Below are 22,937 nucleotides of genomic sequence, written 5' to 3'. Positions count from 1 at the left end.
TGAACCCGCCGAAGCCTCGGGCAAACTAGCGGAACTATTTCAATGAGTGAGACACCAGCCGTACGACTAGCCGGGATTACGAAGCGGTTTCCGGGCGTAGTTGCCAACGACAATGTCGACCTGACCGTCGAGCAAGGAAGCGTCCACGCGCTGCTCGGTGAGAACGGTGCCGGAAAGACGACCCTGATGAACGTCCTCTACGGACTGTACAAACCAAACGAGGGCACCGTCAACATAAACGGCACTCCCCGCGACTTTTCCTCCCCCCGCGACGCCATCAAGACCGGCATCGGGATGATTCACCAGCACTTCATGCTGGTCGACCCGATGACCGTCGCAGACAACGTCGTCCTCGGGAACGAGCCACGAAAGTGGTTCGGCCTGTCGATGGACCGGAAGAAGGCCATCGCAGAAGTCACCGAACTCGCAGACAGATACGGATTCGACGTAAACCCCACCGCGCCACTCGAATCGGTGAGCGTCGGTGAACAACAGCGCGTCGAGATTCTGAAAGCCCTCTACCGTGGCGCAGACATCCTCATCCTAGACGAGCCAACAGCCGTCCTCACCCCCCAAGAGGTCGAGGAGTTGTTCACCGTGTTCGACGAACTGACCGACCAAGGAAAGACCATCATCTTCATCTCGCACAAGTTGGGCGAGGCGATGGAAGCCGCAGACGACATCACCGTTCTCCGCGACGGCAAGAACGTCGGCAGCGTCGATGCGAACACCACGAGCCGTGAAGAACTCGCAGAGCTGATGGTCGGCCGCGAGGTCATGCTCGAAGTCGATAAAACGGCCGCAGACCCCGGCGAGCAGGTGCTCGGCGTCGAGTCGGTGAGCGTGCGCGACGACCGCGGCGTGGCGAAACTCACCGATTTAGCCTTCGAAGTGAAGTCGGGAGAGGTGTTTGGCATTGCAGGCGTCGACGGCAACGGCCAGTCAGAACTCATCAACGCCGTCACCGGGCTGTCGTCGATTGATACGGGCGACATCGTCTATCAGGGCGAGACCATCACCGACCTCCCACGCAGAGAGCGCATCGAGCGCGGGATGTCCTACATCCCCGAAGACCGGCAAGAAAGCGGGGTCGTCATGGACTACGACCTCATCCAGAACGCCGCCCTTGGTAACCAGCACACAGCGCCGTTTGCGAGCGGCGTGCGTATCGACTGGGACTACACCGAGAATCACGCCGCAGAAATCATCGACGAGTACGACGTGCGACCGCCGGACAAGCGCGCGACCGCAGAGTCGCTCTCGGGCGGGAACCAACAGAAGTTCATCGTCGGTCGTGAGTTCAAGCGAAATCCCGACTTCGTCGTCGCCGCCCATCCGACCCGCGGCGTGGACGTGGGGTCGATTGAGTTCATCCACGACCAGCTCATCGACCTCAGAAACGAGGGCACTGCTGTCTTACTCGTCTCCTCGAAACTCGAAGAAGTCACCCAGCTCTCAGACCGGCTTGCGGTGATGCACGACGGCGAATTTATGGCGATAGTAGACCCCGAAGACGTGACCGAAGAAGAACTCGGCTTGCTCATGGCCGGAGAGTACCCCGCCGGATTCGACGGAGGTGATGGCTCGTGAAACAGCAGTTCGAAGCCGCCGTCGCGCGAATGACGACCGCCTCGAACATAGAACGCATCGTCATCAGCATCGCCGCGCTCATCGCGTCGATTTTCGTCGGCGGCATCGTTGTGCTCGCCGCCGGTTTCGTCGCAGAGTGTTCACAACCAGTCCTGTTCTTCCCGGGCGTGGGCTACTCGTGTTACAACCCCGTCTCGGTGTATCTCGAACTGTTCACCGGGCCGTTCTCGAATGCGGGTGTGTTCGGTGAGACGCTCCAGCAGACGACGATTCTCCTGCTCACCGGGCTGTCGGTCGCACTCGCGTTCCGCGCTGGCCTGTTCAACATCGGGACGCAGGGGCAGTTCGTCATGGGTTCGATGGCGACGGCTATCACCGTCCCGCTGCTCGCCCCGTCGCTTCCCGGCGGACTCGCTGGTGGCCTCATCCTGATTCCACTCGGGCTGTTCGTCGGCGCGCTCATCGGCGGCCTCTATGGCGCGATTCCGGGTGCGCTCAAAGCCTACGCAGAGGCAAACGAGGTCATCACGACCATCATGTTGAACTTCATCGCGACGTTCCTCTCGCTGCTCATCGTCTCGACGTGGTTCAAAGACCCGAACAGCACGAACAACACGCAGACGGCGCGGATTCCGGACTACGCGATGCTCGACTCCTCGGTATTCCCGGGTGACTTCTCGCTCGTCGCGCTTGCGATTGCACTCACCCTCGTCGTCGCGATGACGTGGTTCCTCGCACGCACGGCGTTTGGCTACGACCTGCGCATCAGCGGGATACAGGAAGGCGCGGCCGCCTACAGCGGCGTGAGCGCGAAGAAGATGACCGTCATTTCGATGGGCCTGTCGGGTGCGCTCGGCGGCATCGCCGGGGCAGTGTACATCCTGATGGTGACCGGTCGCTGGATGCCAACGGCTCCCGCGTTCGGGTTCGACGGCATCACCGTCTCCATCCTCGCCGGGAACAACCCGGTGGGAGCCATCTTTGCGGCGTTCCTGTTCGGCATGCTCAAAGTCGGGCGCGTTGCAATCGACTTCAACCTTGACGTGCCCTCACAGTTGGTGGGCGTCCTTCGTGGCCTCATCATCCTGTTCGTCGCCATGCCGGAGTTCTTCCGCATGCTCGGCACGCGATTCAACGTCGGCTCGAAGACGGCCGTCGCAACCGACGGCGGTGAAGACCAATGAACCGATACCAACAACTCGACAAACGCGGCAAAGTCGCACTCGGCGCTGGCGTCCTCGCAGTGGTCGCCGTCCTCGCGCTTGCCGTCACCGACCCAGAGACGGCGGGCGACGTGTTTGCCCTCATCGACGGCAACCTCGCGTCTGCCGCGCTCCGCACCGCGGTTCCAATCGCATTCGCCGCCCTTGGCGGCCTGTTCGCAGAGAAGTCGGGCGTCATCAACATCGGCCTCGAAGGTCTGCTCATCGTCTCCGCGTTCGCGGGCGCGGCGAGTATCGCCCTCCTGACGAACGACCCCGGTGCGGCCTCGGAGACCATGGTGTGGGTCGGCTTCGCCATCGGCGTCTTCACGAGCATCCTGCTCTCCCTGCTGTTTGCCGTGGTCACCATCGACTTAGAGGCAGACCAGATTATCGCGGGCCTCGCCGTCTGGCTGATTGCACTCGGCCTCGGCCCGTTCGCCGCCCAAGTCCTGTTCAGCCAGTTCGACTCCCCGAGCGTGAACACCCTGAGTACGGTTGCGATTCCGGGCCTCTCACAGATTCCCGTTGTCGGGCCAATCCTGTTCGACGCGAACCCGACGGTGTACATGCTGCTCATCGCCGTGCCCGCCTCGTGGTACTTCCTCTACCACACGCCGTTCGGGCAGTGGATTCGCGCGAGCGGTGAGAATCCGAAGGCACTCGACACCGCGGGCATTGACGTGCGCCGCGTGCGCTACGGGAGCGTCCTGCTCTCCGGAGCACTCACCGGCATCGGCGGCGCGGCACTCTCGCTCGTGCTCGTCGGGAAGTTCACCGGCGGCGGCGCGACCATCGTCAACGGTCGTGGCTTCATCGCCATTACCGCCTACCTGTTCGGGAACTACAACCCAGTCGGGACGTTCCTTGCTTCGCTGCTGTTCGCCACGCTCGAAGCCCTACAGTTCCGCCTGCAGATTCTCGGTATCGGCATCCCGAAATCCATCATCCAGATGATTCCGTTCGTCCTCGTCATCGTAGTTCTCGCGCTCGTCGGCCGCACGCGCCTGCCAGCCGCGGCTGGTGAGCACTACGACTCGGGCGAAGACTAACGCGAAACCCCTTTTCTCAGATAGACAGCAAGCCACCATCGACCGGGAGCGGATGCGCCGTGATGAACGAGGCGTCGTCGCTACAGAGGAACACGACAGCGCTCGCAATTTCGTTTGGCTCTGCCATCCGCCCGAGCGGTTGCATGGCGACGAACTGGTCGATGAGTTCCGGCGTGTCTTCTGCGGCCCGGCTTACCATTGGCGTGTCAACGACGCCCGGACAGACCGCGTTCACGCGGATGCCCTGTTTGGCGTATTCGACGGCTGCAACCCGCGTGAGGCCGATGATACCGTGTTTGCTCGCCACGTATGGCCCGCCCCCGGCGGCCATCAGCCCGGCGACCGACGAGGTGTTGACGATGGCTCCGCCACCGCGTTCAATCATCACCGGAATCTCGTGTTTCATGCAGCGCCAGACGCCGGTCAGGTTCACGTCGATGACGCGCGCCCAGTCGTCGTCCGGGGTGTCTGCGAGTTGTGACATCTTGCCTTCGATACCGGCGTTGTTGTGGGCGAAATCAAGGCCGCCGTACACATCGAGCGTCGTCTCAACGAGCGCTTTCACGTCCGCGTCGTTGGTCACATCGACCCGGACAAACGTCGCCTCGCCGCCCGCGTCGGTTATCATATCGACCGTCTCTTGCCCGCCGTCTTCAAGAACATCCCCGACGACGACGTTCGCGCCTTCTTCGGCAAACCGCATCGCTGTGGCGCGGCCAATCCCCGAACTCGCTCCCGTCACAATCGCTACCTTCCCCTCGATTCCATTCATTGGATTCTACCCCACCCCCTAGAGGGCACTACGGTACATCAATATTCTTTCAGTTTCACGGTTTCCTGACTGTTCAATCACTTTTCGCACCCGACACGTTTCAGCCCATCACGGTGGCTATTTTTACCGCCTCCTCGTAGTTCCCGCATGGACGCCCTCATCGAAGCCGCCCGCGAGATTCAGTCTGCGGCGCACGTGCCGTACTCCGACTATCGCGTGGGTGCGGCCGTAGAAACTGCGGACGGAACCGTGTTCACCGGCTGTAATCTGGAGAACGCGAACTACTCGAACTCGCTGCATGCAGAGGAAGTCGCCATCGCAGAAGCCGTGAAAAACGGCCACCGCGACTTCGTCCGTATCGCCGTCAGCTCCGGACGACGCGACGGCGTCACGCCCTGTGGCATGTGTCGCCAGACACTCTCTGAGTTCTGTGACCCCAACCTCACCGTGCTCTGTGATGAGGGCGAAGACGTGACCGAGTACACCCTCGGTGAACTGCTCCCGAACACCATCACCGAATCCCACCTCAAATAATGGACGCAGAAGACCCAAACGACGACGTACAGTACCACCTCGGCGTCGGCTCTGACGACGTTGCAAACGCCGTGCTCCTTCCCGGCGACCCAGACCGCGTCGAGAAGATTACCCAGTTCTGGGACGACTTCGAGATTCGCGGCGCACACCGCGAATATCGCACCGCGACGGGCAGCTACGACGGCGCACCAATCAGTGTCACCTCTACGGGTATCGGCAGTCCCTCTGCCGCCATCGCCGTCGAAGAACTCGCGCGCATCGGCGTGGACACGTTCATCCGCGTCGGCTCGTGTGGTGCAATCCAGCCCGAGATGGACGTTGGCGACCTCGTGATTACGACGGGCGGCGTCCGCCAAGAAGGCACGAGTTCCGAATACGTCCGCGAGGACTACCCCGCCGTCGCAGACCAGCAGGTCGTCATGGCCTTGATTGCGGCCGCAGAACGCCTCGACTACGACTACCACACGGGAATTACGATGTCCGCAGACAGCTTCTACGCCGGGCAGGGTCGCGCCGGGTTCGAAGGCTTCGAAGCCCGCGGGGCAGAAGAAATGATAGCGGAACTCAAAGACGCGAACGTGAAGAACATCGAGATGGAGGCCTCTGCCATCATGACCATCGCCAACATCTACGGGCTTCGCGCCGGGGCGGTCTGTACCGTTTACGCGAACCGAGTGACAGGAGAGTTCCGCACCGAAGGCGAAGGCCGTGCAGCGGAGACGGCGTCGCTCGCGGTGAAACTCTTAGCGAAGATGGACGAAGCCGCGAAAGAGGCCGGAGCCGACCAGTGGCATCCGGGCCTTCCGCTGGAATAAGGCGATCGGCTATTTTCAGCTCGGTCACCCGTTTACGGGCCGCCCGGGAATCCCCACGCGAAGTGTTGCAAGTCCCGGCATCGGGTTCTCCGTGTTGAGCAGCGCAAAGTTGGTGATGAACAGCGATTTCTGTTCATTCCCGGACGTTCCGAACGCCACGTCTGAAGGACTATCGAGGCCGTCAGATTCGGTCGCCAGCGTTTTCACCGACTTGTCTGTGTTCACCCGAACAATCGTGTTCTGCGCGATAACCGCGACGTAGAGATTTCCACGGTTGTCGATGGTGATGCCGTCACACCCAAAAATCCGGTCGTCTGCGACGAATAGTTCGGGTGTTCCTGCACTCCCATCCTGGCTAACCGGAATCCGTACGATGTGTCCCTGCTCTGCGACGCCGACGTAAATTGCTCCGTCTTTGCCACGGACGATGCCGTTTGCGCCGATAGGGAAGCCAAAGCCGAACGATCCGGTTCCTTCGAGCAGTTCAGAAGTGACCCAGGGGGTGGTGGCCCCCTCGGTCACGTACCATACTGCGCCGCCAGTCGAATCCGTGACGAGGAATCCGTCTCTGAACGGCATGAGGTCGTTCGGGAAGGTGGTTGGCGGAAGGGGGGCAAAGAGGGATTTGGTTCCATCCCGCTCCACTTTCCAGATACCGTGGGTATCGGCAGAATCGTCGCCCTCACCAACGCCGGTCAACAAGCAGACGAAGGCGGTTCCCTGTGGAGTGACCGTCACGCCAAGCACGCCGAATCCTGCGCCAATATCGAATACCGCAAGCGGTGATGCAGTTGTATTATCGGCGGGAACTTTCCAGAGTTCACCGAGTGAGGACATGCCGATGTACTTGTTTCCCCGTCTATCGACCGCGAGGTTCTCTGGGAGTTGTCCGCTCCCTGGGTCGAAATTCAACAATATCTCGACACCGCCACACTCGCCGGCTTTTGCCGACCCCATCGTGAGAACGAGGCCGCCCATGCCGATTGTTCTGAGAACTGCTCTTCGTGAAATGAGTTCTGTCATAATTTCCACCCCTTTGTTGTGGCTCTAGAGGTGCGTCAGGTGCTCGTCAGGTCCTGTGTGCCTCTAGTCCCTATCCTAGAGGTTGCCAGTCTGTACCATTGTTATGCCAAACACACCACTGTAATCCGCAGTTAATCGAGACAGACAACGGGCGGTGACATTCGGCCGGGGTCGGTCGCAATCACGGTGAACAGTCCTGAAACGAGTTACAAATCCGGCGTCTGCACTCGGTGACTCGAAGATAACAGTAGAAAAACGAGATTCCCGACGTCTACATGTCGCCCCAGGCGGACACGGCGCGACCCACCGAGGTCACGTCAGCAATCCACCGGGTAGCGATAGACTTCTTCAGCACTTTTGCCGCAGGGCCGCCGAACGTGCCGATTGGCACCATCATGACGTTGTGGGCAACGGCGTCGTCGCCGACGGAGACGACTGTTCCCTTGTCCTTGTAGCTCCACGAGGTGAGCGCCTGCCCGTTCATGGCGCGAGCGACGTTCTCGCCGATGACGCCGCCAGCCTGCCACGCAGCCTGTGCCGTTGGCGGGGCGGGGCGCTCTGAGTTGAGCTGGTCGACGATCGCCGAGTCACCGAGGGCGAACACGCGCTCGTCCGAGGTCTGGAACGTCGCGTCTGCGTTCACGCGGTTGTGGTTCTTCTCGACGTTCGCCTCTTCGAGGGCGTCCTGTCCCGTGATGCCGCCGGTCCAGACGAAGACATCGTACTCGAGGGGTTCTCCCTCGTCGAAATAGATGGTGTCCTCTGCGGCTTCGGTGATTGGGTCGTTCGTGAGGATGTTGATGTCGGCTTCGAGGAGGCGCTTGCGGAGGGCACCTTGGATTTCTGGGTCTTGCCCGGGGAAGATTTCCTCCATCGCCTCGACGAGGTAAATCTCGAGTGGGGCGCGGTGCATGTCGCGGAACTCCGCGAGTTCACCCGCCGTCTGGATGCCCGACAGCCCAGCGCCGCCGATGACGATTTTGGCGGGGTCGTTGCGGGAGGCCTCGCGGGCGGCGTCTTTCACTTGGTTGTGGATTTCGAGGGCGTCGTCGAGGCCTTTGAGCGTAAGGGAGTTCTCTTCTAAGCCCGGGATCCCGTAGTAGGCCGTCTTCGAGCCGAGTCCGACGACGAGGTAGTCGTAATCGACGGTCGAGCCATCGTCGAGATCGATTTCGCGGTCGTCGGTATCGACGGACTCGACTGCCGCTTTGATGAAGCGCGTGCTCGGGGATTTGATGTCCGCGATGGGGAGCGAAATCTTGTCCCGGACGCTCGGATCGCGGATGCAACGATGGACTTCGTGGAGGACGAGGTGGTAGTCCTCTTTCGAAATCCAGGTAATATCTGCGTTATCAACCTCGGCTTCTAGGCTCTGAATCGCGGCTGCGCCGGCGTAGCCCGCGCCGAGCACCACGATATTCTCGGTCATGGTGGCAACTCCGAAGTCCTGAGATACAAAGGCTTTGGAATCGTCACGCCGTCCGCGGCCGATTTCACTGAGTATTGCCACCAATTAGCAGCGTGTCGCCACTCGCCGCGAAGAAACTGAAATGAGAGTGGGAAGGTTACTTCTTTGGCTCGCCGACGGGCGCTTTCATGTCGTCGATTGTCAGGATGAGGACGTTGTCCGTGTCGTCTTTGCCGTCGACGACGCCTTCGATGACGAGTTTCGAGAGGGGCGTCGGGCCAACGATGACCTCGTCGCCTTCGTGGAACTCGCGGATGGAGCCGCGAAGCGAAATCTCTGCGCGACAGAGTTCTGGATGGTGGACGCTCGAAAGGTTGATTTGGGTGACGTTCGCGCCGTCTACGGACTCGCCGTTGTGGAACAGCGGCACCTCTGCGGGCTGGTCCATGTCCTGGATTTCGAGGGCCTCGTAGGCGTTTGCGGTTGGCTTATAGCCGCCTTTCGGGCCGGGGACACCTTCGACCAACTGAAGGGCTTTTAGGCTCTGCATCTGGTTGCGAATTGTGCCCGGATTCCGGTCGACTTCCGCCGCGATGTCTTCGCCCTTTACTGCGTCCTCGGTCTGGCGATGGAGGTTAATCAGGGCAGAGAGGATGCGTTTCTGGCTCGGGGTCAGCTCAATTGATGACATAGGCGTCTTTCGTGATAGATTTCCTTAAAGGCGGCGGATAGTATGTGATAAATCGACCGGATACGCCCTAGATTAGTGACAGAAATTGCGGGCAGGCGACGGGACAGATTGACGTCGAAGTCTCGTTTCCGGTACCTCTTTGCACCCACATCTATCTAGCTGTGGTAATGAACGATATGCGTGTGCTCGTGACTGGTGGAGCCGGATTCATCGGCTCGAACCTCGCCAATCACCTCGCCACTGACAACGACGTGATTGCCGTCGATGACTGTTATCTTGGGACGCCAGAAAACCTCGATTCGGCCGTCGAATTCGTGGACGCAAGCGTCCTCGACGACGACCTCCCAACCGACGTGGACGTCGTGTTTCACCTCGCGGCACTCTCCTCGTATCCGATGCACGAAGACGACCCGGTAACCGGCGCTCGCGTCAACGTCGAAGGATTTGTCAACACCGTAAATCAGGCGCGCCTTGACGGGTGTGACACCGTGGTGTACGCTTCGACCTCTTCGATTTACGGCAACCGAACCGAACCCTCGCCCGAGTCGATGCCGGTCTCGGCGCGCACAGGCTATGAAGCCTCGAAACTCGCTCGGGAACGCTACGGTGAGTACTTCTCACACCACTACGACATGCACATGGCTGGTATGCGGTTTTTCTCGGTGTACCAGGGGTACGGCGGCGCAGAAGCACACAAAGGCGAGTACGCAAACCTGATTGCCCAGTTCGCAGACGACCTCGCTCACGGCGACGCGCCGGTCATCTACGGCGACGGCACCCAAACCCGGGATTTCACCCACGTCTCGGACATCGTTCGGGGCCTCGAACTCGCTGCTGACCACGAACTCGACGGCATCTACAACCTTGGGACGGGTGAGAGCTACACCACCAACACGCTCGTCGAGAAATTGAACGAGGTGCTTGGAACGAGTGTTGAACCAGAGTACATCGAGAATCCCATCCCTGAGGACGTGTACGTCCACGACACGATGGCCGACAGCTCGAAAATGAAAACCGAGACTGGTTGGGAGCCAGAGATTTCGTTCGAGGAAGGCTTAGAACTCGTCTGCGCGCAGTACCAGTAATCGGCCCCCTTTTTCAGGCCGTGTCGTGTAGTGGTTCGTATGCAGCAAACAGCACGACTCATCGGGGTTCCCATGGACCTCGGTGCAGACCGACGTGGCGTCGATATGGGTCCTTCTGCGATTCGATACGCAGGCCTCGTAGACCGACTGGCCAGAATCGATGTCGCCTGTGACGATGCGGGTGACATCGCCGTCCCACACGCCCACCTGCGCGACCCGGAGGCCGGTGAGCCAAAACACGGGAAGGCGAAGTATCTCGATGAAACGGCGACGGTGTGTACTCGACTCGCGGACAACGTTGCCTCGGCGCTCGCCGCAGGCGAGTTCCCACTTGTTCTTGGCGGCGACCACTCGATTGCGATTGGAACGATGGCCGGTGCCGCGAGGGATGCGAGCCTCGGTGTCATCTGGTTCGACGCTCACGGCGACTTCAACACCCCTTCGACCTCCCCAAGTGGAAACGTCCACGGGATGCCCCTCGCGGCGGTGCTCGGCCGCGACGAATTTGCTGACGCAGACTGGGCACACGCTCCGAACGTCAGTGAGGAAAACATCGTCATCGTCGGCCTCAGAAGCGTCGATGACGCAGAGAGAGCGGCCATCCGTGAAAGCGATATCACCGCGTTCACGATGTCCGATATCGACGAACGTGGCGTCTCAGCCGTGGTCGAAGATGCCATCGAGATCGCCCGCGATGGCGTCGATGGCGTCCACGTCAGCCTCGATATGGACTGGCTCGACCCAAACGAAGCACCCGGCGTCGGGACGCCGGTTCGCGGCGGGGTAACCTACCGCGAGGCACACGCAGCGCTCGAAATCGTGGCCGCAGAAAACAAGGCAACCGACTTCATGCGCTCGCTCGAAATCGTCGAAGTGAATCCGATTCTCGACGAACACAACGAAACGGCAGAACTCGCCACCGAACTTGCCGCAAGCGTCCTCGGGAAGCGGATTTTGTAGCTTAGCTCCGGTTTACGGTTCTGTCTCGGGGTGTTTCTTCGTCTGCGATTCGCTGGAAGGGGTGTTTGGCCGCCTCGGGGATGTGGTCGGGGAGATACACGACTTTTTCATTGCCAATCTGCACGCGGGTGATTCGCTCTGTCTGTTCCATCTTCATAAGCAGGCGACTCACCGAGGCTTCAGACCAGCCCGTCGCATTGACGACTTGCTGTTGGCGCATCTGGCCGTCGTACTCACCGAGCAGTTCGACGAGCAACTCCGCGGGCGTCATCCCTGTTTCGAGGACGATGTCTGCTTTCGACTTCGACTCACTCGAGATGAGCTGGTCGAGCGGCGAGTCAGGTGAACCATTGGTTGATTCTTGCGTCTCGTCAGATACGTTCGGCTCCTCGTCGGCTGGCTTGCGACCACCAACGGGCGTTTCGATAAACTCCTCTAGGACGTCATTGAGGTCGCCCCAGAGGTCTTTAAACCGGTTTTTGTCCAGTGGCATTGTTAGGGTGGTACGGCTGCCAGCGACCGGCACCGGGTGCCTATTGGAGCCTGAATAAACTGGCGGTACCTTGTCACTCTGGTCGTAACACTACTACAAAAAATAATAGGTTTCACCGAAAGAAATCTTCGACAAACGCACGCAGTCGGGCGGTATTCTTGTGGGGAATATGGCTGCCCTTCTTCGTACGCCGACGCTTCGACACCAGTGCGGTCAGGCGCCGAGGTCGAGCAGCGAGGCGGCCTGCTCCATATCCTTGTCGCCGCGCCCGCTCAGGTTGACGATGATGGTGTCGTGGTCTGGTGCAACCTGCTTTGCGAGGGCGAGCGCGTGACTGCTTTCGAGTGCCGGAATGATTCCCTCCGTCTCGCTCAACGTCCGGAAGGCGTCGATTGCTTCGTCGTCGGTGATGGCGCGATACTCACACCGGCCAACCGCCCGGAACATGGCGTGTTCGGGGCCGACGCCCGGATAGTCGAGTCCGGCAGAGACCGAGTGAACCTCCACGTCGTCTTCGATGACGCGCGTGGCCATCCCGTGGATGACGCCGTCTTTCCCCGAAGCGAGCGGCGCGGCGTGGCGCTTCGAGTCGCCGCCTTCACCGCCGCCCTCGCCGCCGTAGAATTTCACGTCGTCGTCACGGAAGGCGTGAAACAGGCCAATCGCGTTCGACCCGCCGCCGACGCAGGCGACCGCCGCATCCGGCAGGCTCCCCGTCTGGTCGAGAATCTGGGCGCGGGCTTCTTCGCCAATCACCGACTGGAACTCGCGCACCATCCGCGGGAAGGGGTCGGGTCCGACCGCAGAGCCGACGAGGTAGTGCGTGTCTTCCATGTTCCCCGCGAAGTCTTCGAGCGCGGCGTCGACGGCGTCTGCGAGTCCCGACCCGCCGCGGGTGACCTCGTTCACGGTCGCGCCCATGAGTCGCATCCGGAAGACGTTCATCTTCTGGCGCTCGACATCCTTTTTCCCCATGTAAATCTCGGTTTCGAGGCCGAACAGCGCCCCGACCATGGCGGTCGCCGTGCCGTGTTGGCCCGCGCCCGTCTCCGCGATGAGCCGCGTCTTCCCCGCCTTCTTTGCGAGCAACGCCTGCCCGAGCGCGTTGTTGATTTTGTGCGCCCCGCCGTGGAGCAGGTCTTCGCGTTTGAGGTAGATGTCCGCGCCGTACTCTGCAGAGAGATTTTCGGCGTAGTACAACGGTGTCTCCCGACCCGCGTACTTCGTGAGCAAGTCGTAAAACTCGGCTCTGAACTCTGGTGAGTTCGCAATCTCGTCGAATGCCTCTCCCAGTTGTGCGAGCGGTTCTTCGAGCGGCTCTGGAACGTGTCGCCCGCCGAACGTGCCGAATTTGCCGGGATTGTCTCCCGAGTTGTGTTGCATGGTAGCAAGCCAATGTACAACAGTGCACAAAAATGTATGGTCGGCGACAGCGGTTGCCGGGGGCTTACTCGTCGGCTTCCACTTCTTCCGCTTTCTCGTCTGCGTCCGCGTCTTCTTCGTCGTCTTTCGCGCCCTCGCGTGCGTCGAGCGGTGGAATCACGTCCACGCTCGCCACCTTATCACCGTCAGAGAGGCGCATCACGATGACGCCCATCGTGTTGCGGCCAACCTCTGAGATGTCTGCGACGTGGGTGCGCATGATTTGGCCGTCGTCGCTCATCACGACCACGTCGTCGTCGTCGGTCACCGACTTGATGGCGGTCACCTTGCCGTTTCGCTCGTTGGTCTTGATGTCGATGAGCCCCTTGCCGTAGCGCGATTGGGTGCGGTACTTGCTGATTGGCGTGCGCTTGCCGTAGCCGTTTTCGGTCACGGTGAGGAGGTCTGCCGATTCGTCCGCGGCGATGAGGCCAGCGACAGTGTCGTCACCCGAGAGCTTGATGCCGTTGACCCCGCGGGCGGTGCGGCCCATGGCGCGAGCGTCCGTCTCCTCGAAACGGATGGACATGCCGCCTGCCGTCGCAATCAGCAGGTCGGATTTACCGTCCGTAATCTCCACGTCCACGAGCTCGTCGCCGTCTTCTAAGCGGATGGCGCGAATCCCCGTCGAGAGGATGTTGGTGAAGTTGTCCGCACCGGTTCGCTTCACGTAGCCGTGTTTCGTGGCGAAGGTGAGGAACTCCTCTTCTGAGAAGTCGTCGGTGTTGACGACGGCCGTAATCTCCTCGCCCTTGTCGAGTTTGAGCAGGTTCACGGCGGATTTTCCGCGCGCCGTCCGGCCGACTTCCGGAATTTCGTAGGTCTTGAGCTGGTAGACCTGCCCCTGATTCGTAAAGGCGAGGAGGTAGTCGTGGGTGTTCGCCATGAACACCTTCGACACCTGGTCGCCCTCTTTGAGATTCGTCCCGATGATGCCCTTGCCGCCGCGGCCTTGGGCGTCGAAGCGGTCTACGGGCATTCGTTTGACGTAGTCATCCTCGGTGATGACGACGAGCACGTCTTCCTGCGGGATGAGGTCTTCGTGGGTGACCGTGCCGTAGTCCTCGACAATCGAAGTACGGCGGTCGTCGTCGTACTTCTCTTTGATGTCGAGCAGTTCGCCCTTGATGACCGAGAGCAGTTCGTCTTCGTTACCGAGGATGGTTTCGAGTCGCTCGATGGTTTCGAGCACGTCCTCGTACTCCGTCTCGATTTCTTGTGATTCAAGGGACGTGAGGCTCCCGAGTTGCATCCGAACGATGTGTTCAGACTGCTTTTCGGAGAGTTCGAAGTTCGCTTGAAGCCCGGTCTTCGCCGCATCGCGGTCTTCCGAATTACGGATGGTCTCGACGACTTCCTCGACGTTCTCTAAGGCAATCAGCCGCCCCTCTAAGATGTGGGCGCGCTCTTCTGCCTCGTTGAGTTCGAACTCAGAGCGCCGCCGGACGACATCTTTGCGGTGCTCGACGTAGTGTTCGAGCATCTCTTTGAGCGTCAGAACACGCGGCTGGCCGTCGACCAGCGCGAGGTTGATGACGCCGAAGGTGGACTCCAAGTGGTGTTCGAGCAGTTGGTTGCGAACGATGTCCGTGTTCGCGTTGTGCTTGAGTTCGATGACGACGCGAATCCCTTCGCGGTCGGATTCGTCGCGGAGGTCTGAAATCCCGTCTATCGTGCCGTCGTTTACGTTGTCTGCAATCCGCTCAATGAGCCGCGACTTGTTCTCCTGATACGGAATCTCCGTAATGATGATGCGGTCGCGACCTTTCTCGTTCTCTTCGACCTCGAACTCTGCACGGACACGCAGCCGACCGCGGCCGGTGGTGTAGGCGTTGTAGATGCCTTGGCGGCCGACGATGTTTGCGCCGGTCGGGAAGTCCGGCCCTTCGACGTACTCCATCAAGTCCTGGATAGACGATTCGGGGTTGTCGATGAGTTCGACGGTTGCGTCGATGACCTCGCCCAGATTGTGGGGTGGAATGTTCGTCGACATCCCCACAGCAATCCCCGACGAACCGTTGAGCAGGAGGTTCGGAATCGCAGACGGAAGCACGTCCGGTTCCTGCAAGCGGTCGTCGTAGTTGCCCGAGAAGTCAACCGTGTCCTTCTCGATGTCAGAAAGGAGTTCCTCCGCGATGGAACTCATCCGCGCTTCCGTATACCGCATCGCGGCCGGTGGGTCGCCGTCTATCGAGCCGAAGTTCCCCTGCCCGTCGATGAGCGGATAGCGAAGCGAGAAGTCTTGGGCCATCCGGGCGAGCGCGTCGTAGATGGCGCTGTCGCCGTGTGGGTGATAGTTACCCATCGTCTGCCCGACGATACTCGACGCTTTCCGGTGGCTAGACCCACTCGACAGCCCCATCTCGTGCATCGCGTACAGAATCCGGCGGTGGACGGGTTTCAGGCCGTCTTCGACCGAGGGGAGGGCACGACCGACGATGACGCTCATCGCGTAGTCGATGTAGGACTGTTCCATCTCGTCCTCGATGAGGACGGTCGAGTGAATGTCTGCAGGCTCGTCAGAAGGTACGTCAGAACTCATTTAGATATCAACCCATTCGGCGTTCTTCGCGTGGTCTTGGATGAACTTCTTTCGCGGCCCGACGGAGTCGCCCATCAGCACGGAGAACATCCGGTCTGCGGCGGCAGCGTCTTCAATGGTGATGCGTTTTAAGATGCGGTTCTCCGGGTTCATCGTCGTCTGCCAGAGCTGTTCGGGGTTCATCTCACCGAGGCCCTTGAACCGCTGGACGTTCTCGGCTTTCCCGTTGCATTTCTCTTCTACGACCTTCTCGCGTTCTGCTTCAGTCATCACGTCGTACGTCTCGCCCTTATACCGGATGCGATAGAGTGGCGGCTGGGCGGCGTACACATAGCCTGCTTCGAGCAACGGTCGCATGTGTCGGTAGAGGAAGGTGAGCAAGAGCGTCCGAATGTGCGCGCCGTCCACGTCTGCGTCCGTCATCATGACGATTTTGTGGTAGCGTGCGTCCTCGATGTCGAACTCGTCACCGATTCCCGTCCCGATGGCGGTAATCAGCGCGCGAATCTCGTTGTTCTCAAGGATGCGGTCTAAGCGGTGTTTCTCGACGTTGATAATCTTCCCACGGAGGGGGAGGATGGCCTGGAACTCGGGGTTGCGTCCCTGCTTTGCAGAGCCACCGGCGGAGTCACCCTCCACCACGAACAGCTCTGACTTCTTTGGGTCGCGTGTCTGGCAGTCAGCGAGTTTGCCTGGCAGCGACCCTGAGCCGAGTGCGTTCTTGCGGCGGGTGAGTTCCTCTGCCTTTTTGGCGGCCATCCGGGCTTTCGCGGCTTCGACGGCCTTCATGACGATGGCCTGTGCCGTGTCCGGATTCTCCTCGAAGAACGTGGACAGTTGCGTGTGCGTGATGCTTTCGACGATGCCACGAACCTCGCTGTTGCCGAGTTTCGTCTTCGTCTGCCCCTCGAACTGCGGGTCGGGGTGTTTGACGCTGATGACGGCGGTGATACCCTCACGGATGTCACTGCCTTTCAGATTGTTGTCGAGGTCGGAGATGAGGTTGTTTTTCGTCGCGTAGTCGTTGACGACGCGCGTGAGGGCGGTTTTAAAGCCAGTGAGGTGGGTACCGCCCTCGCGGGTGTTGATGTTGTTGGCAAAGGCGTGGATGGACTCCTGGAGTTCCTCCGTGCCTTGGACGGCGATTTCGACGTGGATGCCGTCCTGTTCGTCGGCGTAGTAGATGACGTCGTTGTGGAGGTTGGTTTTCGTCTCGTTTAAGAACTCGACGAACTCGCGGATGCCGCCTTCGAACATGAACGTCTCAGAGCGGCCGTCTTTTCGCTCGTCTGTGAGCGTAATCGTGACCCCGGAGTTGAGGAACGCGAGCTCACGAAGCCGGTTTTCGAGCGTCGAGTAGTTGTACTCGCCCGTCTCGAAAATCTCGGTGTCCGGCCAGAAGTGGATGGTCGTTCCCGTCTCCTCATCAGGGTTCATCTCACGAACTCGTTCGAGGTCAGTGACGGGCTTGCCGCGCTCGTAGCGCTGGTTCCAGACCGCGCCGTCGCGTTTGACCTCGACTTCGAGGACTTGTGAGAGCGCGTTGACAACGCTCACGCCGACGCCGTGGAGGCCACCGGACACCTGGTAGGATTTGTTGTCGAACTTCCCACCCGCGTGGAGCACCGTCATGATGACTTCGAGCGCCGGGCGGTCGTACTCCGCGTGCGTGTCGACCGGAATCCCGCGCCCGTCGTCTGAGACGCTCACCGAGTTGTCTTCGTGGATGGTGACTTCGATGGTGTCACAGTACCCGGCCAACGCTTCGTCGATGGAGTTATCCACGACTTCATAGACCAGGTGGTGTAACCCACGGGCATCTGTCGAACCGATGTACATCGCTGGCCGTTTTTGAACGGCTTCGAGCCCTTCGAGGACTTGAATCTGGCCAGCGCCATACTCGCCTTCATCGGACATTAGAATCTGTTTCTCGCTTGGGTTGCAGGGGTCATAAACCCCTCGCACGCGCGGGCGCGAAAGTAAGTTTCGTCCTCCGATTTCGCACGCAATCTGTCAGGGAATTAATCCCGGTGGAGACGGCCTGAGACGGCGGTGCTCTCTACGGGGAGTCGAACTGAATGAGCGACAGGCCCAAAACGTGTACCAGTTCAGACACGACGTTCACTTTCACTCTACTACCGCGGGCGTTTTAATGCCCCCACGTTAATCTACCACTCAATGACCTCGTTCCAATCGACACTCGGCGAGGGCGAGGGGATCGCAGAAGAGCTGGCTCAAAGCCAGCGCGAGATCTCCATCGCTGAGTTCTTCGAGAAGAACAAGCATATGCTCGGATTCGACAGCGGTGCCCGCGGACTGGTCACTGCTGTAAAGGAGGCTGTCGACAACGCCCTCGACGCCACCGAGGAGGCCGGACTCCTTCCCGACATCTACGTAGAAATCGCCGAGGTGGGAGACTACTATCGTCTCATCATCGAGGACAACGGGCCTGGCATTACGGGCGAGCAAATCCCGAAGGTGTTCGGGAAACTGCTCTACGGGTCGCGCTTCCACAAGCGCGAACAGTCCCGTGGGCAGCAGGGTATCGGTATCTCTGCGGCCGTCCTTTACTCACAGCTCACCTCCGGGAAACCCGCGAAAATCACGAGTCGGACGAAAGGCAGTGCCGAAGCAAAATACTTCGAACTCATCATCGACACCGACACGAACGAACCGGAGATTCAGGCCGAACGCGAAACGACGTGGGACCGCCCACACGGCACGCGCATCGAGTTGGAGATGGAAGCCAACATGCGTGCTCGAGCGAACCTCCACAGCTACATCAAACACACCGCGGTCGTGAACCCCCACGCCCGCATCGAGATGCGCGAACCGGAGGAGACGTTCAAGTTCGAGCGCGCGACCGACCAACTCCCCGCAGAGACCGAAGAGATTCGGCCTCACCCACATGGCGTCGAACTCGGGACGCTGCTCAAGATGCTCGATGGGACGGCGTCGCACTCCGTCTCCGGATTCCTCCAAGAGGAGTTCACTCGCGTCGGGAAGAAAACGGCAGAAAGCATCTTAGAAAACTTCCGCGACCGCCACTTCGGCCGCGAGATGGCGTGGACGCCGCCGGGTGCGACTGAGGAAGTGCAACTTGGCACAGAAGAGAATCCAGAAGTCACGACGCTCGAAGCGGCCATCGCAGAAGCCGTCGTCAACAAGGGCGAGAAACCAACCGAATCCTTCGCAGAGACGGTTGCCTCTCGAATCGCCGGGATGGAGCGCGTCTCTTACACCAACCTCGAACGTGTCGTCGCAGACGTGGCAGACGAAACTGAGGACTCGTTCGACCCGACGTTCGGCAAAACCGTCCGCAAGAACGCGGTTGCGGCGGCATGGGAGGTTCTCACCGCGAACCGTGTTTCGGACATCTACTCGCTCGTGGACGAGGCGACGACCAGCCGCAAGGACGACGCCGTCGTTTACAGCCTTTCAGAGCGTATTGCGAACAAATTCGGCGGTGAGAACGAACGCGACCGTGCGACGCTCAAAACCCTCCGGTCGTTCGTCGATCGCGCCGCAGAACAGACCCAAAAACGCGAAGACACGACCGTCGGAGAGACGGCGCGAAACAACATCGTAGACGCACTCTGGCGCATCATGAAGACGGTCACTGAGGACCTCCCGCCGGTCAAGGAAGTCGCCGGAAACCGCGACACGGCAAGTGAACTGCTCGAAGGGATGCGCGAAGCCGACATCATGGCGCCGCCAACGACGTGTCTCTCACCGATTACAGACGACCTGCTGCTCGCCGGGCTGAAAAAGGAGTTCGACGCGGACTTCTACTCGGCTGCGACCCGCGACGCCGATGTCCACGGCGGCGACCCGTTCATCGTAGAAGCCGGTATCGCCTACGGCGGCGACCTGCCCGCAGAGGGGACCGTCGAACTGCTCCGTTTCGCAAACCGCGTCCCGCTCGTCTACCAACAGGGGGCGTGTACCATCACGGAAGTCACCAAGTCCATTGGCTGGCGCAATTACGGCTTAGACCAACCCGGTGGCAGCGGCCTGCCGAAAGGGCCCGCCGTCATCATGGTGCACGTCGCTTCGACCAACGTGCCGTTTACGAGCGAGTCGAAAGACGCGCTCGCGAACGTCCCGGAGATTCACGACGAAATCGAACTCGCCATCCGCGAGGCGGCCCGCGAACTCAAATCCTACTTGAAAAAGCGCCGGTCACTCCAGAAGCGCCAGCGCAAACAGGACGTTCTCGCATCCATCCTCCCGAAGATGGCGACGAAGCTCTCAGAGGTCACGAAGCGCCCGCCGCTCGTCATCGACGACTCGATGGCGCGCATCATGAACAACGTCCTCGTCGAGCGAAACGTCGAGGACGGTACGGTCGAAGTAGTGGTCGAAAACCATTCGAACGTGAACGCGAGCCTCGAAATCACCGACATCGTCACCGCAGAGCCACAGAGCGTCTCGAAGGGCGCAACTGTCGTCGAGATGGACGGCGAGTGGTTCATCAAGTGGGCCGCCGACGTGAGCGCGGGCGACGACGCCGTGCTCAAGTACAAAGTGGCAGACGAAGACGCATCGTTCGACCTCAGCGTGAGCGGGGTCGAGAATGAACGCCTGACAGTAAACGCATGAGTCCAAGTAAAAACGACGACGTTGCCCGCGAGCAACTCATCGACCTCGCCGCATCGTTCTACGACCAGTTCGCCGGGGGCGACATCCCGAAGATGCAGATTCCGACCCGGACGAAGAGCAACATCGTCTATGACGACGACCTCGGTGTCTGGGTGTACGGCGACCGAAAGAGTACCCGGAGCGCCAACAGCGTCCGCGGAGCGCGCAAACTGCTCAAAGCCGTCTACACCATCGACTTCCTCGCCCAGCAGCTAGACGAAGACCGTTCGTCCACCCTTCGTGAGTTGTACTACCTCTCTGAATCGTGGAACGAGGAGGAAGCGCAGTTCTCCAGTCAGGACGAATCGAACCAGCTCATCGAAGACTTAGAAATCGTCTCGAACGTCACCCGTGAAGACCTGCACATGCGCCCCGAAGAGTCGGGGGCGACGCTCATGGGGCCGCTGTTCCTCCGCGAACAGACCCGCCGTGGCGAACGCGACATCCACTGCCAGAAGGACGTTGGCGAAGGCGGCTACCAGATTCCGAACAACCCCGACACCATCGAGTTTTTAGACCACGACGCGGACTTCATCCTCTGCGTGGAGACCGGTGGTATGCGCGACCGACTGGTCGAAAACGGCTTCGACGAGGAGTACAACGTCATCGTCGTCCATCTGAAGGGCCAACCCGCGCGGGCAACTCGCCGCATCACCAAGCGCCTGCACAACGAACTCGACCTGCCCGTCGTGGTGTTCACAGACGGCGACCCGTGGTCGTACCGCATCTTCGGTTCGGTGGCGTACGGCTCGATTAAGAGCGCTCACCTCTCTAAATATCTGGCCACGCCCGACGCGAAGTTCGTTGGCATCCAACCAGAAGATATCGTGAAATACGACCTGCCGACCGACCCGCTCAGCGACTCAGACCGCAACGCGCTGGAAAGCGAACTCGAAGACCCGCGCTTCCAATCTGAGTACTGGACGGAACAAATCGAACTCCAACTCGATATCGACAAGAAGGCGGAACAGCAGGCACTCGCCTCGCGCGGACTTGACTTCGTGACCGACACCTACCTGCCAGAGCGCCTCTCTGCGATGGACATCATCTAAGGGCGTTTCTTTTTCCCTCTGCACCCACCGTTTTCGCAAAAAGCGGCAACGCCGGGATGACCGTCCTGACCGCGCCGCCGTTGAACGATGAAAAGAGGTCTTGGACATCGGCTATGGTCGTCTCGGTGAACCCGACAGCCCGGAGCGTCGTCGGGTCGAGCTGTGGCCTGAAGGCGACGCCTTCGACGAACGATCCCTTCAGCGCTTCGCTCTCGGTCACCGCCTGTTCGAAGGCGTCGCCTTCGAGAACTGGCTTGAGGTCGTGCCACGCGGTGTCGAGATAGCTGGGCCACTGGCCGAGACACCGGTAGATACTGGGGAGGCTGTCGCCGAGGCCGTGAAACTCGGTGAGGCCGTCGATGGCTGGCTGGGCGTCGTCGGGAACCTGCCCCTGCGGGAGCATCGTCGGTGCGAGACCCCGATTTCGGTCGAGGCCGTGAGGAAACGGCGCACACGCGGCTTCGCTCATGTCCGGGGTCGTGCCCACGTCGCCGTCGTTCAGCCCGCGATCCATCGTCTCGAAGAGGATGGCGAGCCGGGGCGCGACGATGTCGAACGTAGCGACTTGGCCCCGTAACTCCCGAAACGCCGAGGGCGTGAGCCCCACATCTGTGGGTTCGTACCCGGGGAGTTCGTGCCCAGTTTCGAGTTCCGCGAGGATGGTATCCCGGTAGGTGACCGAAAAGTCAGCGAACGTCTTGGTTTCAAAAACGGGCTTTACCTGCCCCCACGCGTACCGTAGAAACTCGGGTTCGTTCGCCATCGTCGTTCGAAAAATCCAGTTGACGAGTGGCGCGCGAAAGGTGTGTTTGATGTCGGCGTACAGGCCGTGTTGCCAACCCGACGCCGCAGCTTCGTACACCTGTTTGGTGGTGTCCATGACACATCTTCACAGGCGACTGAGTTAGGCCTTCTCGCCTCAGCGTTCATCAAGCACGACCGGCACGCCCCGCGACGCCACGTCACCAGCGAACGCTTTGCTGTCGGTTTCGATTGCCTCGAACGTGTTGTAGTGAATCGGGCAGACGAGGTCGGGATAGAGCGCTTCTGCGAGGTCGGCGGCTTCGTGGCGGTCCATCGTGAAACTCCCACCAATCGGTGGCAGGAACAGCGACACGTCGAGGCGCTCGTGCCCCTCCAACACGTCGGTGTCGCCCGGCCAGAACACGTTGATGCCGGAGAGCGTGACGAGGTAGCCAACGCCCATCCCTTCTTTGTGGTACGGCTCGCCGTTTTCGCGGACGTGTGGCCCGTCGGGGTCGTTGTAGGCAGCAAAGGAGCGAATGATAACGTCGTCCACGGCAATGTCGGACTCGTCGTCCACCTTTCGCACTTCGTAAGGAAGGCGGTTCACGTCCATCACGTCGCGCTCGATGAAACGGTGATTGATGTTTTCGAAAATGACGACCGTCGCATCTTCTTTCGCCACGCGATCGATGCCATCCGAGTCATAGTGGTGGGCGTGGGTGACACAGACCACGTCGCCGTCTCGGGCGTTGTAGTCGTCTAAAACACCGTATCGTCCGGGGTCGAAGTAGACGACCGTTCCGTCTTCTGCTTCGAGACGTACAGTTGCATAGCCGAGCCAATCGACGAGCAGGCCGTCGTGTCTGAAGGTCATACCCGAAGGTTCGAAATCGACGGCAAAGAAGGTG

At 60.3% G+C, this 22,937-nt stretch carries 19 protein-coding genes; 9 read left to right on the top strand and 10 right to left on the bottom strand.

All coding sequences use genetic code 11. From position 1 onward, the window contains the following. Positions 1-42: 42 nt before the first annotated feature. The 3 genes from V5N13_RS02130 to V5N13_RS02120 are packed head-to-tail and all read left to right on the top strand — an operon-like array spanning position 43 to position 3,844. The gene (locus V5N13_RS02130; RefSeq protein WP_336359431.1) at positions 43-1,590 is read left to right on the top strand and encodes an ABC transporter ATP-binding protein; all 1,548 of its coding nucleotides are present in this window, start codon (positions 43-45) and stop codon (positions 1,588-1,590) included. Between the two features lie 29 nt (positions 1,591-1,619). Continuing rightward, positions 1,620-2,774: an ABC transporter permease gene (locus V5N13_RS02125; RefSeq protein WP_442905087.1), complete on the top strand. Its 1,155-nt coding sequence runs from the start codon at positions 1,620-1,622 to the stop codon at positions 2,772-2,774. Beyond that, on the top strand, positions 2,771-3,844 hold the full coding sequence (locus tag V5N13_RS02120) for an ABC transporter permease (protein WP_336359429.1): 1,074 nt from the start codon (positions 2,771-2,773) through the stop codon (positions 3,842-3,844). Before V5N13_RS02125 ends, V5N13_RS02120 begins: the two co-directional genes overlap by 4 nt. A 16-nt stretch (positions 3,845-3,860) precedes the next feature. Here the strand turns inward: V5N13_RS02120 and V5N13_RS02115 are convergent, their stop codons facing one another. After that, a complete protein-coding gene (locus V5N13_RS02115; protein ID WP_336359428.1) occupies positions 3,861-4,616 on the bottom strand; it encodes an SDR family oxidoreductase in 756 nt (251 codons plus the stop codon). Between the two features lie 147 nt (positions 4,617-4,763). Here V5N13_RS02115 and cdd point away from each other — a divergent pair, with 147 nt between their 5' ends. Further along, positions 4,764-5,150 (top strand): cytidine deaminase, encoded by a 387-nt coding sequence (cdd, locus tag V5N13_RS02110; protein ID WP_336359427.1) that lies wholly within the window; start codon positions 4,764-4,766, stop codon positions 5,148-5,150. Further along, complete coding sequence (locus V5N13_RS02105) at positions 5,150-5,965, top strand: nucleoside phosphorylase (RefSeq protein ID WP_336359426.1); 816 nt, start codon at positions 5,150-5,152, stop codon at positions 5,963-5,965. Before cdd ends, V5N13_RS02105 begins: the two co-directional genes overlap by 1 nt. A gap of 24 nt (positions 5,966-5,989) precedes the next feature. On the opposite strand, the gene V5N13_RS02100 is transcribed toward V5N13_RS02105, so the two are convergent. From V5N13_RS02100 to V5N13_RS02090, 3 genes are all read right to left on the bottom strand, one after another. Beyond that, positions 5,990-6,988: an SMP-30/gluconolactonase/LRE family protein gene (locus V5N13_RS02100; RefSeq protein WP_336359425.1), complete on the bottom strand. Its 999-nt coding sequence runs from the start codon at positions 6,986-6,988 to the stop codon at positions 5,990-5,992. Between the two features lie 271 nt (positions 6,989-7,259). Then, entirely contained in the window at positions 7,260-8,417 is a 1,158-nt protein-coding gene (locus tag V5N13_RS02095) for an NAD(P)/FAD-dependent oxidoreductase (protein WP_336359424.1), read from the bottom strand. A gap of 136 nt (positions 8,418-8,553) precedes the next feature. After that, complete coding sequence (locus V5N13_RS02090; protein ID WP_332899185.1) at positions 8,554-9,087, bottom strand: Rrf2 family transcriptional regulator; 534 nt, start codon at positions 9,085-9,087, stop codon at positions 8,554-8,556. Between the two features lie 167 nt (positions 9,088-9,254). On the opposite strand from V5N13_RS02090, the gene V5N13_RS02085 reads away from it, so the two are divergent. Together V5N13_RS02085 and rocF are read left to right on the top strand one after the other, a co-directional pair. Next, positions 9,255-10,172 (top strand): NAD-dependent epimerase/dehydratase family protein, encoded by a 918-nt coding sequence (locus tag V5N13_RS02085; RefSeq protein ID WP_336359423.1) that lies wholly within the window; start codon positions 9,255-9,257, stop codon positions 10,170-10,172. A gap of 39 nt (positions 10,173-10,211) precedes the next feature. Next, the gene (rocF, locus tag V5N13_RS02080) at positions 10,212-11,132 is read left to right on the top strand and encodes an arginase (RefSeq protein ID WP_336359422.1); all 921 of its coding nucleotides are present in this window, start codon (positions 10,212-10,214) and stop codon (positions 11,130-11,132) included. A 1-nt stretch (position 11,133) separates the two neighbouring features. Here the strand turns inward: rocF and V5N13_RS02075 are convergent, their stop codons facing one another. From V5N13_RS02075 to gyrB, 4 genes are all read right to left on the bottom strand, one after another. Continuing rightward, positions 11,134-11,625 (bottom strand): helix-turn-helix transcriptional regulator, encoded by a 492-nt coding sequence (locus V5N13_RS02075; RefSeq protein WP_336359421.1) that lies wholly within the window; start codon positions 11,623-11,625, stop codon positions 11,134-11,136. A gap of 213 nt (positions 11,626-11,838) precedes the next feature. After that, entirely contained in the window at positions 11,839-13,008 is a 1,170-nt protein-coding gene (trpB, locus tag V5N13_RS02070) for a tryptophan synthase subunit beta (protein ID WP_336359420.1), read from the bottom strand. A gap of 64 nt (positions 13,009-13,072) precedes the next feature. Next, positions 13,073-15,589: a DNA gyrase subunit A gene (gyrA, locus tag V5N13_RS02065; RefSeq protein WP_336359419.1), complete on the bottom strand. Its 2,517-nt coding sequence runs from the start codon at positions 15,587-15,589 to the stop codon at positions 13,073-13,075. Next, positions 15,590-17,506 carry a DNA topoisomerase (ATP-hydrolyzing) subunit B gene (gene gyrB / locus V5N13_RS02060; RefSeq protein WP_336359418.1) on the bottom strand — a complete coding sequence of 639 codons (1,917 nt, stop codon included), beginning with the start codon at positions 17,504-17,506 and terminating at the stop codon, positions 15,590-15,592. Positions 17,507-17,767: 261 nt separating this feature from the next. Here gyrB and V5N13_RS02055 point away from each other — a divergent pair, with 261 nt between their 5' ends. Next, entirely contained in the window at positions 17,768-20,191 is a 2,424-nt protein-coding gene (locus tag V5N13_RS02055) for a DNA topoisomerase VI subunit B (RefSeq protein ID WP_336359417.1), read from the top strand. Then, on the top strand, positions 20,188-21,282 hold the full coding sequence (locus V5N13_RS02050) for a DNA topoisomerase IV subunit A (RefSeq protein WP_332899177.1): 1,095 nt from the start codon (positions 20,188-20,190) through the stop codon (positions 21,280-21,282). Before V5N13_RS02055 ends, V5N13_RS02050 begins: the two co-directional genes overlap by 4 nt. On the opposite strand, the gene V5N13_RS02045 is transcribed toward V5N13_RS02050, so the two are convergent. Both V5N13_RS02045 and V5N13_RS02040 read right to left on the bottom strand, forming a co-directional pair. Beyond that, positions 21,275-22,162: a halocarboxylic acid dehydrogenase DehI family protein gene (locus tag V5N13_RS02045; RefSeq protein WP_336359416.1), complete on the bottom strand. Its 888-nt coding sequence runs from the start codon at positions 22,160-22,162 to the stop codon at positions 21,275-21,277. The two genes, V5N13_RS02050 and V5N13_RS02045, sit on opposite strands and share 8 nt — an antisense overlap. A 39-nt stretch (positions 22,163-22,201) precedes the next feature. Further along, positions 22,202-22,903, bottom strand: a complete 702-nt coding sequence (locus V5N13_RS02040) for an MBL fold metallo-hydrolase (protein ID WP_336359415.1) — start codon at positions 22,901-22,903, stop codon at positions 22,202-22,204. Positions 22,904-22,937 lie beyond the last annotated feature (34 nt).

Source organism: Haladaptatus sp. ZSTT2 (assembly GCF_037081775.1).
Taxonomy (GTDB): Archaea; Halobacteriota; Halobacteria; order Halobacteriales; family Halococcaceae; genus QDMS2.
The sequence above is the reverse complement of the archived record's forward strand: the minus strand, read 5'-3'. Positions and strand labels throughout refer to the sequence as shown.